The sequence below is a fragment of the Paenibacillus sp. 1-18 genome (assembly GCF_000520755.1).
GTDB classification, from domain to species: Bacteria; Bacillota; Bacilli; order Paenibacillales; family Paenibacillaceae; genus Paenibacillus; species Paenibacillus brasilensis.
Genome location: NZ_ASSB01000399.1, coordinates 4,376 through 20,547, shown reverse-complemented (window position 1 = coordinate 20,547; position 16,172 = coordinate 4,376). Strand labels below are relative to the sequence as shown.

At 42.5% G+C, this 16,172-nt stretch carries 3 protein-coding genes (1 of these 3 cut by a window edge); all 3 read right to left on the bottom strand.

Going from position 1 to position 16,172, the window contains the following annotated elements; translation table 11 throughout:
• Tightly spaced (each overlapping or abutting the next), the 3 genes in view from L693_RS0126910 to L693_RS0126900 form a layout consistent with a single transcriptional unit that may run on beyond the window.
• Positions 1 to 619 carry the beginning of a non-ribosomal peptide synthetase gene (locus L693_RS0126910; protein WP_025721540.1) on the bottom strand. 14,690 nt of this gene lie to the left of the window's left edge, so only the first 619 of its 15,309 coding nucleotides appear in the window; its start codon is at positions 617 to 619; its stop codon lies beyond the left edge, outside the window.
• Positions 606 to 15,029 (bottom strand): SDR family NAD(P)-dependent oxidoreductase, encoded by a 14,424-nt coding sequence (locus L693_RS0126905; protein ID WP_025721538.1) that lies wholly within the window; start codon positions 15,027 to 15,029, stop codon positions 606 to 608. Before L693_RS0126905 ends, L693_RS0126910 begins: the two co-directional genes overlap by 14 nt.
• Positions 15,030 to 16,172 (bottom strand): zinc-dependent alcohol dehydrogenase, encoded by a 1,143-nt coding sequence (locus tag L693_RS0126900; protein ID WP_025721537.1) that lies wholly within the window; start codon positions 16,170 to 16,172, stop codon positions 15,030 to 15,032.

Below are 16,172 nucleotides of genomic sequence, written 5' to 3'. Positions count from 1 at the left end.
TATATTCAGAATAGTCTGCACGTCGTGCTTGTAACAGAGGAATGTCACCTATTCGAATTGCATCATAACATGTCTTCAAATCATTCATAAAAATTTGGGATGATATCCCGTCCAACACAATGTGATGGAAGGTACACAATAAGATGCTATTACCTCCCTCAACATCATAAAGACTTACCCGAAAAAGAGGCCCAGCTTCAAAATTAAATGGCTTCTTGATTTCAACCCATAATTGCTGTATGAGGTCCTCTTTTGTCTTCGCAATGATTGGAACTCGTTTAATTACAGGGGTAGAGAAGGCTTCTGTCTGCTGTAAAGGAAAAAATTCTTCATCCCGAGGCACCATTACCGTACGGAGGACCTTATGAAATGAAACCATATATTCTAAGGATAGCTGTAATATTTGTAAATTTATTTTAGGAGATACGAACAATGCCCCTGGCGTATGATACGCATAACTTTCAGGAGACATTTGGCATTCCAGCCACAGCCCTTTTTGTCCCTCGGTTAACTCCGTTTTAACTGGTTGAGCTCGGTTCGTCTGGAGTAACAACTCCAGAGCTTCATCACGCTTAAGTTGACCTTTAGAGAATTTCTGATAGATGTCATGCTCTATCATCCATCTCACCTCTTTCAACAAATGATGTAACCACTTCTTTTAATTTCAATGTCGTATCCAATGAGAGTTTCCCTTCTTCGATACATGACAAGAGCATATTACTTAAATAATAATCAAAGGAAGTCTTAGTATGGGGTGCTGCCCCCTTTTCCAGTAAAACTCTCTCCAGCTTTTCAATGGTAAAACAATCAAAAAACTCAGCTAAAGTGACTGATACACCATAGGTATTCTCAATAGCTTTTATCATTCGCAAAGCTACCAAGGAGTCCATTCCATACTTGTCAAACTTTTGGTCGACCTGAATTTTTTCCACTTTTAAGGCCAACAAAGAAGAAAGCAGCTCGAGCAAATAAGCCCGTATGCCTTGAACAGCATGCCTAGAGCTATTCGTCTGTATGGGCAATGATTCGTCCATCGATGAATCGGTTTCAACCCAATACCTTTCACGCTCAAAGGGGTACAAAGGCAGATCAAGCAGTGAACAAGCCAACGGCGAATAAAGTTGTTCCATGTCCACCTCACCACCATGCACCCAATGTTCTGCCACCATGCGTAAATCATCTTCTGTTGCTTGAATGAATTGCACGGTATGATACGAAACTCCCGTTTTATATCTACTCTGGAAAATGTCTGGACCAGCGAAGTCTCCATTTCGCGCTCGTTCCAGAGCTTCCAATGCTGCTGACTGATTTTGTACTACAAGGGCAAGGCGTTCTTCCATAGGCTCCCTACGAGACAGGGAATAAGCTACATCCTTCAGGCAAAGAGAAATCATATTTTTACTATAAAAATTATAGAAATTATCAATAAGAACTGCTAGACGCTCCTCGCTTCGGGCTGAAAAAAACAACAAAAAGGGCCCATCACTCCTATCCGTTACAGGTGCTTTTACTTTAGGCAGATACTCTTCTACAATAAGTGCCGTGTTTGTTCCTCCTGCGCCAAATCCGTTTATCAGTACGCGTAACGGAACTTCAAAATTGATTCCACTATCATCATTTCTTTTCGGACGGTACCAGTCCGACACCTGCCTTTGAATGTGAAGAACAGTATCTTTCAAATCAATTCGAGGATTAAGGCTATCTTCGTGCAAGGTCGGAACCAGTTTTCTATGGACAAACTGCAATATAACCTTGGTCAACTGGGACATACCAGATGCTGCTTCCAGATGGCCTATATTAGATTTGACAGATCCGATTGCACACGCGGTTTCCTCACTACGGCAGAATTGAAATACCCTCTTTATTGCATCGATTTCGACTGCATCTCCCAATGAGGACCCATTAGAAGCTGTCTCAATATACGATATGGTATCGGGGGTAACATCTGCATCTTCCATTGCCCGCTGTATTAATTCCACCTGCGCTTCACTAGAAGGAACCTTGTATGCACTGCTTCTCCCGTTGTGGTTGGTAGCGCTACCCTTAATTTTGCATAGGATTCTATCATGATCCGCTTCAGCTTTTGCCAACATTTTAAGTACCACAGCACCAGCTCCGTCACCTGGCAGATAACCGTCCCCGTCGCCCAGACTAAGGCTACGGTCGCGGCTGCCAAGCAACTTCGCCTGTGATAAGCCTACATACTTATAAGCATGGAGATTCAAGTTAACTCCTCCAACAATTGCCATAGTGCATTCTCCGGAACGGAGGCTATTCATGGCCAGATGTAGGGCTGTAAGTGAAGACGAGCATGCAGTATCCACCGCCATGCTAGGACCATGAATTCCTAGAAAGTAAGATATTCGATTGGCTATGGACCAGTAAGAACTACCAGAAAGAATAGCCCCTACAAGTTTATCTTTTGCTACCCAAGGATACGGTTGGTACATCGCTCCGATGAAAACGCCCACGCGTCCTCCTTCTTTTTCAACTTCAGCCAGTTTGGCCTTGGAATATCCTGACTTTTCCAAAGCATGCCAAACCACTTCAAGCATAATTCTCTCTTGAGGATCAATATTTTCGGCCTCACGGGGAGAGATATTAAAAAATAACGGATCGAATTGGTCGACATCTCGAATAAAGCCCCCCCATTTACCCGAGATTTTTAAAGGGTCAAGCTCATTTGAAGCTCTTTGATAATATTGATCTGCATTCCATCTTTCGGTTGGAACTTCCCTAATACAGCTTTCCCCTTTAATTAAATGATTCCAGAATTGCTCAGTGTTGTCTGACTCGGGATATCTTCCGCTTAAACCAATAACCGCTGCCTCTTTTTCTATAGATGGAGAAGAAACCTCTGTAGCAGAAGTCTCGGAAGAAAAGCTTGAAAGATTGGTAACAGGGATATTGGAGATGTTTTTGCTTACATCCGTCGATTGTATTTCCAAAAAAGAGAGCGCTCGTTGTTGATAATGCCCCAGCAAATGAGCACTCACATCATATACCGTTGAAAACTCGATAAAAACGCTTCGAGCTTCTGTTCCAAATGCTTTTTCCACCTCAAGACCCATCTCAATCAACATAATTGAGTCAGCTCCATACTTGTCAAAGGTGTCTTTATTACGGATTCTGTCCACCGGAACCTTCGTCGCCTTGGAAACTACCCCCTTAACCCACGAAACCAAACGCTTTAAGAGAGAAGGCTCCATCATATCTGTCGTTATTGATGATATAGCGACTTCCGAATGATCCTCGCCCAACGAACGACGCATCCAGTCCCGAACCTGAATGCCCCATCCTTCAATAACTGTTACACGTGGGTAATCGGAAGCTATCAACATCTCAAACGCCTCTAAAGCGTTTTCGGTTTGCAAGGTGGATATGCCTGTCTCACTCTCGATTCTTCGCTTTAGATCGGCATGCATTCCCATGCCTCCCTCTTCCCATAAAGACCAGTTAATGGATAATGAAGTTCCCTGGCAATTTCCTGCACGAACATGGTGCTGTCTTCGTTCTATCCACATATCCATAAAACGATTAGCAAAAGCATAATCAGCCTGTCCCTGGCTCCCGACTACAGCAGCAATGGAGGAGAAACCCACAAAAAACTCAAGAGGCTCTCTCCTGCTCAATCTATCCAGATGAATAATACCATCTACTTTTGCGGCAAGCACCGCTTTTAGCCCCTTGCCTGTTTTATTCGTTAACAGAGAATCGTTCGTCACCCCAGCGGCATGAACAATACCGTGAATTTGGCCAAAACGCTTCTTAAAAAACTCAAATAGCCTTACCGTTTCTGAGTAGTTTGATATATCGGCTTTCATATACAATACGTCTATGGCAATCTTACGTAGTTCTTCCAACTCTATCGTCTTTTCTGGTGTCAATTCTGAACGTCCTACCAACACAAGCGAGCAAGCACGACTAGCTGCCAAATATCGGGCGATAATAAGTCCTATACCACCTAATCCACCAGTAATAACGTATACAGGTCTGCCTCTCTTCTTATTTAAAGAAGCAGCAGGGGAAGATATACGAAGATCGGTGGCATCCACTTCATCCAAAACTCGAAGCTTTCGGTTGTCATCTCTATAAGCGACCTCTTGAAATGCTTCGCCGATAGAAACAACTTCGGAATGCAATACTTTGGCAATCTGCAGCGCTGAATCGTCAATACAGACCGTTTTATACATAATCCGATGGTTCTCCATACAAACGCTTTTAACAAAGGCGCTTGCGCATACGCTCTCCCACTCCGAACGTGAATTGACATAAGCAAGCAGGACTCGAACATGACCTATCGTCTCCTTTTCAACCGCTTGGGTGAAGTAAAGCAGACGCAATGCCAGTCTATGCACAAGTTCCGGTTCAGCTTGATCTGGCTTCGCTCCATGCCTATGTCCCTGCAAATAAATGATATGAGTCCACGACATATCTTTTTTACGAAACATCTCAAAAATCTTTTGATAATTATCCGGATCGTCTAGGTTCAATTCCAATCCGAAGCTCGTTTGCTCACCTGAACCTCCTGCATGTATCCAAGTGACAGATTTATAATATTTACCAATTTCATTTTTTAGATGTGGGTACTGCCCATCTTCATCTATAATGAGCAAGTTTCCTTGTGCTGTTAAGACAGGCGCCTCCAGCTCGGCTGTTATCCAAGAATCCTGTACATAAATCATCTCTTTGGATTTTTTTATAGCCGTTGGAGAATCATCCTTATGTCTGAAGGAAAGACCATCTACACGAACCAGAACTTGGCCATGTAGATCTGTCATGGTAAATGAATACCCTTTTGGCTGTCTTACGGTATGAACATAACATTGTCTTGTTAAACTTTTGTAAATTTCAATTTCGCGAATCATATACGGGAGTCTTAATTCGTTTTCAACTTCGTTCCAAGTAAGTGCAATTACCGACTGTAACCCTCCGTCTAGTAGAGCAGGATGAAGCCAAACTTGATCGCTCCATTCAATTTCCTCGGACAAGCTTATGAAAGCAAGCGCCTCATTTTCGTTATAATACAATTCTTCCAAGGTTTTAAAACTGCTTCCATACTGGAAATTTAATTTCTGAAAACTTGAGTAACAAAAATCCTTGGATAAATTGTGACAGCACCGCGTACGAATAGCGTGAAGATCAAGCCGTTCGTCGCCTCTAGGATCATTTCCATAAACAAGTGTTCCCTTGCAATGTATGATGGGAGTCTCCTGTTGTACAGAAAAAATATTAAATTCTGTAGTTGGATCTTGATCCTTAAGAGGGCTCAGACTGATGTTCGTACACTGGGGCTCTTCTGTGATCACAAGCGGAGAGAGCCAAACTACATTTTGAATCTTTGTAACTGTCCCTCCAGGCTTCGACCATCCCCCAACTGCTCTTGCCATTTCTATCATGGCTGTACCCGGAACTAAATGATCCCCTTGAATTATATGGTCCTTAATATACTCTTCGCTTCTATTAAATACTTTCTCATAAAGCATACCAGCAAAGGTTGACACATTTGCATCAATAAGCGGATGCAATCTTCTAACCATGTCATCTCTGAGTTTTGCTTCTGAACTGGCGTTATCTATCCAATAGCTTTCAAGGTCAAAGGGATACGTCGGAAGTTGTACCAAAGAATGTTCGTTTCCTATTTGTAAACGATCCCATTGAATGTTCATCCCTTTCGTCCACATTTCTGCGATTATCTCCAACCGATCCTGAGACCAAAGGAGTGAAGACTCTCCATTTTCCTCGACTACGGACGAACCAGTCTCAGCTATATCATCCGAAATAGTACCTCGGTATAGACCCGGTTTTTCTTTGCCTTGAAGGTAAGCCTCCAAAGCTTTATCCAAAGCATTGAAATCTTTGCAAACTATAGCTAGTCGCTCCTCAAAATGCTCGCGCCCGATTTGCAATGTATAAGCAAGATCATGCAGTGTAAAATTAATACTACTCGTTTGGAACAACGTATTTACTTCCAAAACGTTATTATGTTCCATCTTCTTAAGAAGAAGTCTCCCCAGTTCCCTAATGGTGAGGCTGGTCGTTACCTCATGCAAGCTGATCTCTATGTTATATTCTCTGTTGATCTCAGATATAAAATGAATCAGATCAGTAGCATTCCCCAAGAAATCCCCGAGCTGGTCTTCCGCACTAAATTGATTTCTTTCCCCTCCAATCCACATCGTCATTGAATCAAGTAATTTATGCTCGGCATACGTATTATCAGATACTTTATTTCTCTCCGCACTGCACTTTTTCAAAAACATCCTTAACTTTTCTACATAAGCCAACAAACGATCTTTGTTGATTGCTGACAAAACAATTAATGATTCAGGTTCGTCACGGGAATCAGATATATCATTAGCCTGTTCTGGCTTATCATTAATAAATTCTTCAACGATTAAAAACGCATTGGAGCCTCCAGCTCCAAAGGAACTGATTCCCGCGCGTCGAGGATATACTTTCATCGTCCCGTTCTCCATCAGCACAGGCTGCTTCCATTCAGCAAGCTCACGCTGAACACTTACCGGACTTCCCGCAAAATCAATTCGTGGATTCAGCTTATCAGAATGAATGGACGGAACCAGTAAGCGATGTTGCATCTGAAGTAATACCTTCGTAAGTGCAGCAATCCCTGCGGCAGATTCAAGATGACCAATATTGGATTTGACAGAACCAATAGAACAAAAGCCTTTATCCTCGGTAAATTCACTAAACGCCTTAGAAATACCGTTAATTTCAATCGGGTCTCCTAACGCCGTACCCGTTCCATGGGCTTCCAGATAACTGATTGTTCGTGGATGAATTTGGGACTGATGAAATACTTCATTCAACACGCTTGCCTGAGATACTGGACTTGGAACAGTATAACCGTTTGTCTTGCCTCCGTGGTTTAGAGCCGCACCTGTAATAACCCCATAGATATAGTCGCCGTCTTGAACGGCCCTACCCAGTGGTTTTAGAAGGACTGCCCCTACCCCTTCACCGGGTACATATCCGTCCCCTCCTTCGCCAAAGCTGCGACAACGACCATCAGTAGATCCAAATTTCCCTTGACTGACCAGAATGTACTTATTGGGATGGGAAGCGATGTTCACACCGCCAGCTAAGGCATAGTCCGTTTCACCACGAATCAGACTGTCACAAGCTAACTTAAGTGCCGCCAAGGAAGAAGAACACATTGTGTCTATTGCCATGCTCGGACCTTTAAAATTCATTACAAATGAAACACGGTTAGCGATAGAAGCATAGCTGGAAGTTGGTTTTTCTACTGGGGCATCATCGCTACCATAAAGCTGGTATTGCCCCCACATGACCCCGACATATACACCTACTTTAGCGGTCTCCAGACGTTTTCTCGTATAGCCTGCATCTTCTAACGTTTCCCAGGCACATTGCAAAAATAATCTCTCCTGCGGGTCCATCAATTCGGCTTCCTTGGGAGAAATGTTAAAGAAGAGTGGATCGAACTTATCTATATCGTCCAAAAATCCCCCCCATTTGGTATAGCTTCTCCCTTTTTCTCTTTTATCGGGGTCAAAAAAAGTTCGGAAATCCCAACGATCTTCCGGAATCTCGGTAATACAATCCTTTCCAGTCACAAGATTGTTCCAATATTCCTCCAATGTCCGTGCCATTGGATAATGCCCGCTTAAGCCGATGATAGCAATTTTGTTTTCCTCTGCAGGCTGAGCTTTTATAATCGTATCTTCTTTTATATTTTGCAAACTTAATAGTGTGGGCTCGAATGTCGAGCTTGTGTCGGTTTTGTCCATCGTATCTTTGAACAATCCTTCAACTTTATCTGGATATGTCTTCAACAGATATTCCGCAAAAGCTCCAAGATTTCGGTGTTCAAAAAAGAGAGTCTGGGACAAAGGCCCGAAATGACGACCCAACTTCTCGGTCATATTCATAATCATTAAAGAATTAAAACCAAATTCATCCATGCCTCTCTGGGGGTTACATTTCGCCATCGGCAAATGTGTTTCTTTAGATACTATACCAGCTAAAAGTTTCTCTACCCGTTTACGTAACTCGGGTGCTGAGACCCTTGACAGTGTATTAGCATATTGTGATGCCTGGTCTTGACGAGATGATTCGACGATAACAGGCGCACTCTCCTGAGATTCCTTCGTTAGCATAGAACCTTGATGAACAATCGTTTGCATCAAAAGAGAGGAATCGCCCACCAAAACGGTGACCAATGATTCAGGCAGCAACAATGCTTTTTCAAGAGCAGCAGTCCCCTGCTGGCTAGCCAGTTCAGTCATTCCATTTCTCAGTCGCAACTTGTTTTTTATTTCGGCAGAAAGATTCATACCTCCCTCGCTCCAGAACGGCCAATGGATCGAAAGGCTTTTCCCGGATCTCTCACCATCCCTACTCTTTGTCTGCCGCAATGCTGCAAATTCATCCATATAGCGATTGGCATAGGCATAGTCAGTTTGGCCGATATGACCAAACAAAGAGGCTATAGACGAAAACATAACAAAAAAATCCAGTGGATCGGAGGCTGTTAATTCATCTAAAACGCGCGTTCCCCGAACCTTCGGATTTAACACCTTATCAAAGGTTTGACGATCCTTATGAAAAAGCAAACCATCATGAGTCACACCAGCACAATGAAGCACACCTTTAATTGGACCCATTTGCTCCCTGCCATTTTGCAAAATTCCTCTTAAATCCTTGTAGTTGGTTACATCCCCTTGAAAATACTGAACTCTATTACCAAAAGAACGTAGTTGCTCAAATCGAGCTAGCTTCTTTCCTACAAGCTTTTCACGACCGATCAATATAACATTACTCTCTGGAGAGGCTAACAAATGGAGAGCCAGCTGATATCCAATCCCCCCCATTCCCCCAGTGATAATATAAACTCCGCGATACTGCATCTTTTCAGCAGTAATTTGAAAAGGCCTTAATCGTTTAACACACCGATCATGCCGCGATAGATGGATTTCACGCTCCTCTGAAGTGTCGTATAGTTCCTCCCACAGCTTTAATAACCCACTCTTTTCCTCTTTCCACACTTCAGGATCAATGCATACACTTTTGGTTTGAAATCGTGGATCTTCAAGCGAAAGCGTGCGCAAAAAACCTGTAACTCCCGCATAATACGGAAGAGCATCGTTAAATCCATTGGAATAAGCGAAAGTTAAACGGATGTTGCTTATTCCATTATTTCGGTGCATTATAGCCCTTACCAGCATATACAAAGAATAAATTCCCGATTCCATGCACATGGACGTCTCAAGATATCCTCCCCTATCCAATGCCCATAAATGAAGAATATCACTGATTTCAAACGAACGCTCAATCAGGACCTTAATCAACTGGGCATAGTCTTCATCATCTTGCCCCACTTCATAAAGATCCTCGGATAATTCTTTAAATTTACGCCCCCGCTTAACCCTCAAAACAGGTTGATCAGAAAATGGCAGGGGTAAGTCGGATGGATCATCAGGCATGAACACTAGCAAGCTTTTGAGTTTTTTGCCTTGCACAGATGGTTTTTCTTTCCAATAATTCTCGAGCAGCAGAACCTCATCTGTTTTGCTTTTACTTGGTGATGGAGCAATAAACTTTGCTCCTTCTAAGGGTCTAACTACAAAATCACGTATCCTTAAAAGCAACTCGTTTTGATCGTTGGTGATTTCAATATCCGCCTTAAGCGTATCATAACTTACTCCAGGATCTTGTTTCAGATGAATGTAAGAATAACAGTGATCGCATAGAGGCGCATACAGTTCCAGACAACCTATTGAAAAAGGAACATAAGGGGAATTGGCTTGACGCAAAACGTCTAAACCTTCCATGGCATGCATAGCCCCATCCATTATTTGCGGCAATATTGTATAAACTGAATCGTCTTGTTGCAGGTCATGTGAGAGCTCAAGCAAGGCTAGCAGCTCTGTTTCATTGTACGAAACAGACCTTACAACCTGGTAACTTGCGCCATATCTCATACCTTTCTCTGCAAATGATGAGTATAACTCTTCAGCCGTTATGGATCGGTTACATCTTGTCCTTATGGCCTCCAGAGGCTCAGAATTAGCCGGAGAATCCACCTTTGCCAGTGTCTCTAGCCATCCCTGACAAACCAGAATGGCTCCAGTCTCCCCTTCCTCATGCAGCACGAATTTAATCAAATTATTCTCATCCGATAATCCGATTCGTATTTTCTTGCTTGTCTTATCAAAGCTGACAGCTGTTCTAAAGTTAACCGAATGGATCATCGAAACTGTCTGTTCACAAGCCAGTGAACCGGCAGCCCTGATCATTTCCAATATGACAGCCGCAGGCAATACAGGCTCATCACCAATAATATGCTCCTTTATTTCAAGGTTCTGTGCGTGAAATACCGTCTGATACTGTTGTCCCTTTAATGTAGATACATTCTCCCATGAAAATGGCTGAAGTGAGCGCAGTGGTTTCTGCAACTCTTCAGGAAGCCAACAACGCTGACGGTCGAATGGATACACAGGCATCGAAATGTGACGGAAGGGACGCTTATGTGAAAGCAACTCCCAATCGAGATCATGTCCTTGCGTGTAAAATAGTGCAACTTCTCCCGCTGCTTCTTTGTAGCTGATGAGATCAAGTTCATCCCTCGTTAATTTCTGCCATAACTGATCCGCAGATTTTTCACCCATTTTGGATGAAGAAAAGGTCCCCTCCCTATTCGTGTAGAGATACAAATCAGACCTCCCGTTAATAAGTAATGCCAGCTTCTGCTTCAGATCACGAACATCCGTGACAACGCATGCAGCCCGGTAGTGGAAATGGCTTCGACCGCTTTGAAGCGTACCACTAATCTCTTCCATGGTGTGGTAAGCCCCCTCCTGATCTAGCCATTCCGAAAGCTCAACGATCTTTCTCATTAAAGCCGATTCAGATTTAGCGGAAAGAGGTATAATGTGATAAGGCAAAGTCTCCCCACTATTCGGAACAAGAGTAGGTGCTTCCTCAATAACCATATGGACATTCGTTCCACTGATGCCAAATGAGCTTACTGCCGCAAGCCGTAGCTCCCCTTCCGATTTCTTCCACTCCTTTAGTGAGGTATTCACATAAAAAGGACTCTGAGCAAAATCAATATGCTCATTGGGATGATTAAAATGAAGTGAAGCCGGTATTTTGTGATTCTTCATAGCCATTAGAACTTTAATAAGTCCTGCCACCCCAGAACTCGTTATCGTATGGCCAATGTTAGTCTTGACCGATCCAATTGCACAATAATTTGTATGGGATGTCCAGTTACGAAAGGCGCCCGTGAGTGCTTTAACTTCAATGGGATCACCCAATTTGGTTCCTGTACCATGAGCCTCAACATATGTAATCCGCTCTGGATTAATTTGATATTGTTCGTAAAGATTTTGTATGAGACGCTGCTGGGACGCGGCACTTGGGGCGGTAATGCCATTTGTTTTTCCATCCTGATTCATACCAGATGCAACAATTGTTCCATAAATATGATCTCCATCTTCTAGAGCCCTTTGATAACTTTTTAATATGACGATCCCTATTCCTTCCCCAGGTACAATACCATTGGCATCATTATCAAAGGCTTTACACTGTCCGGTGTCGGAAAACATCCCCATGCTAGAGGATTGATAATACAATGTAGGTGATGTAATGATGGATACTCCTCCGGCAATAGCCATTCTAGATTCACCGGAACGAATACTGGAACAAGCCAAGTGTATAGCAACAAGAGATGAAGAACAGGCAGTATCCACAGTAACGCATGGACCGTTTAAATTAAGATGATACGCAACCCTTGCTGCCAGAATAGCGTTATCATTTCCCATCGTCGTATATGGGTCTGGAGGTGTTTTTCGGTCGTGAATAAGCTGATCATACCCCCCTGTTCTTCCCCCTATAAAAACACCCACAGGTTCTGCATTTAATTTTTTATCAGAATACCCTGCATCCTCTAGTGATTTCCAACATTCTTCAAGAACAAGACGATGCTGGGGGTCCATCATCTCTCCTTCTCTGGGAGAAATATGAAAGAAATCAGGATCAAACAGGTCTATGCCATCAATAAACCCCCCCCATTTGCTCACTGACCGAAACGGCTTTTTCATATCCGGATCAAAGAATGAATTTAGAGCCCATCTCTCTTTAGGAATTTCAGTAATAGTACTAACTCCGTTCACCAGGTTATTCCAATACTCATGGACATTTTGAGCTCCTGGGAATTTACATGAGAGCCCAATAACTGCGATCTTAAATCCATCTTCCACATACTCACAACCAGACGATTCTGCCTTTTGAGAGGTGTTTACTTCGCCAAAAGAGTAATCAAAGCACGTCTCCAATGATGCCCCCCTTGATGTAAGAAATGCCGCAAGGTCTTGAATACTAGGATGATCGTATAAATCGGTAACCTCTAGCTTCACTTTGAATGTTGACTTTATTTGGTTCATAAAATCCACGATTGTCATCGAATCAAAGCCGATTTCATAAAGCTTATGATGTGCCTTAATTTCCCCTTCATTTCCTCCCAGAATCCCAGCGGCCATTTCAATCAGTACATGCTCCATATTTTTACCGTATACTCCCGTAGAACGTTTAAACAAAGGCTCGTCCATACGCATCAGTTTCTGACGATCAATCTTCCCGCTTGGAGTGCGTGGTAATTCGCTCACCCGAATGAACGTGGACGGAATCATATACTTCGGTAATTTTACACTCATTGTTGCCCTTATCTCATCGTCCGTTAACTTAGAGTTCTCAGCAATAACGACAAAGGCCAGTAATCTTTTGGTACCATCCCTTATTTCCTTTGCTACCACCGTACATTCTTTAATTCGATTTTCTTCAGCAAGAATATGTTCAATGGCAGACAGTTCCATTCGGATTCCATGGATTTTCACCTGATTATCCCGTCTCCCGAGCAATTGAATCCTCCCATCAGGCAAATAGCGGGCCATATCCCCCATTTTGTACAATCGCTTTTCAGCAGTGTTCTCTAAAGGATTTTCAATGAATTTTGCTTTGGTTTCCTCCTCCAGATTCACATACTCTACAGCCAGAGACACACCACCAATGTATAAATCCCCAGGCACCCCCACAGGGCATAATTGCATGGAGGGATTCAAGATATACGTTTTAACATTTGTGATGGGCTTGAACCATGGCATCTGATCCGACGAAGAATCACAATCCCCTGTTGAGAATTGCATAATTCCATTGACTTCTGTAGCACCATAGTCTACTACAAGTGTAGCGTCAGGAAAGTAATTTACAAACAACTTGTATAAATCAAATGTAAAAGGTTCACCGACCGTCATACAAACCCGAATACGATTGAGGCAAGACAAATCTTCCGATGTTTCAAAGATTCGACGCAACATGGACGGAAGCATCGTACAATAAGTCACTTCATGTTTATACAAAGCGTGAATTAATCTACCCGGGTCTCTTACCGTTGTATCCGACATGATAACGGTGGGAACTCCCTGTAACAGCCCTCCTAAAAACTCCCACATCGACGGCATAAAATTCATACTAGTTCGTTGACAGCTACAATCCCCCTCTATAAAAGGGTACTTGGTCCACATATGGTTGAAAAAATTAATGAGTTGTTGCTGATGATGTCTAACCCCTTTGGGCATGCCCGTTGAACCCGATGTGTACATGATAAACGATGCTCTTAGTGATTCATTGCTGTAATCCTTTATCGCTTTAAGATAGCTGTCTTCATCCTCATAATCCGTTTCTATTACATCCAGAACTAAATGCGGAATATTGACTGAATGTAAAAAAGGTACATGCGACTCAAGAGTCAAAATTAATGTTAGACTAGCATCTTGAATAATATGATGCAAATTCGATTCCGGATAGCTGATATCTAACGGTACATACGTAAGACCTAGTTTAAAAAGAGCTAACATAGATATGACGCTGTAAATCGATCTTTCTCCATAAACTCCAACGCATGAGGCTGGCCCAAGCTTCAATTTTTCTATGCGATGAGCTACACGATCAACTGTATCTGATAGTTCCCTGTAGGTCATTCTGATGCTGAGACCACTGGGATCTTCACAAATAACGGCAATGTCATCCGGTTTAACATCTGCGACTTTAAGAAATGTTGTATATAATGAATCTTCATTGGATACAACTTTCTCATCCCCTGAACACCCCAAAATAAATGCCAGCTCTTCTGAATCCATATAGGATACATCTCTGATACGTGCTTCCGGTTGCTCTAGCAAATTACTGAGAAAGTTTCCTACATGTTTTACTATAAGTTCCACAGACAAGGAATCAAACAACATAGAAGAGTATTTCACCCCACCAAAGCACGCGGAACCATCATTTCTCATGGACACCACAGCATCCGGCAAGTCTCCATATCTTTCCTCATCCATTGAAATACTAGGGATCTTGAACCATAAATGATATAGTGAAAGCTCTTCTTCTAGGGGAAGAAGAGCTTTCACTTCTTTTACAAGGGATATAAAGGTTTGATTATCAGTGACAAAACCGTTTAACCAAACAGGCCGTTCTTGATTCTCTCCTCCTACTGTAAATCCCACTTTTACTTCATTATCAGCAATTGTATTAAAAAAGGCCGCTATCATTGCAACCATTACATGCTGTGGGTAAACCCTCAATGCCTGACATAATAAAAGAACGGAATCCCACTGCGCATCAGATAGTTCGAAAAGACGAATCATCTCCCATGCACCTACAGATTCCTCTATATATACAGAAGGTACGTGAAACGACTTAGGTAAATACTGAGCATACAATTGCTTGGCTACCGACAAAGATACTTCGTCCTTGTATTGATCCACAAGCCATTGATGGGTAAGTTCAACAGATGTAAGAAGCATGGCATCTAGAAATGATTCTAGATCCACTTGATGTAAACCTATATATTCTTGCTGCTCTTTTCGTGTTACGGAGCGTAAGAATGGCTCACTATTAAAAGAAGTGTGATACATGTAAGCGTGCTCCGTTTTATAAAAATGCGTTTTGTCGGTAGCCAACAACTTAGCCATATCCACTACCATTCATTTACCTCCTTTACACACCATTTGCTTACGAAGGTCAATAACCACCTTGCAATTTTCTCTCTCCAGCAGTTCACGATGCTCCAGAAACTTTTTGATATCCTTTAAATCCTCTACGACGTTCGTAACAATTTCCTCCAAGTGAATTCGCCCTGCTTTTTGTAAAGCCAAAATTTGGGCAAAAGCGCCACATAAATGACCACGCGATCCCTTGACAGATATTTCATTCGTAATCATATGGTCCACTCCGTTAATTTCCAACGGGACTCCTCTTCTTCCAAGCAAGACTATACGCCCATTTCCACTAACATGTTTAAATATATGATTGACGTTTTCTACATAAGCTGACGACTCAAAAACAACATCGATCTTAAGAGGCGGAGCTTTAAAAAATTCTTCAGGAGTGTACACATGATCCGCCCACTTCTTAGCGAACTGACGTCGAAACTCCAAAGGTTCAACGACATGAACTTGCGAAGCACCAAATACTTGTTTACTAAGCATAGCGCTTAATACACCGATAGGACCAGCCCCAAAAATAACAACAGTTTCGCCAGCCTTCAACTCCGCATTCTCACATCCCACATAAGCAACTCCTGCAGGTTCAATACATGCTGCCGCCATGAGATCTTGTTCGTTTCTCACACGATCCGTAATGTTGTGAGCAATTGAGCAAGGAACATCAACAACCGTTCCGAACAATCCGTCGTGCTCCAATCCTATTAATTTGGCCTGTTTGCACTGATTGAACTTCCCTTTCTTACACGATTCGCACACATTACATACCATAATAGATTCCAGTGTCACAAGCATATCAACTTGTAGATGTCTAACATGTTCCCCTACCTCTAATATTCTACCTACACCCTCATGTCCTATAATTCTTCCATTCTCTGGGATTTCCAAAGGAGCTGTGCATCGAATATAGCCTGTGTGCGGATCATTTGTAGTAAGGTGTAAATCTGTCCCACATATCCCTACATAGTACATCTCTAAACGGATTTTATCCGGGTCCAGCTTGGATAAATTGCGTTTCTCAATAGAAACCCGGGCATTTCGATAGACTTGGTTTGGTGTTGGATGCAGAATTCCCGGCATCGGTTTCTTATCAGCATGAACCAGTAGCACATCACTTTGAACCAT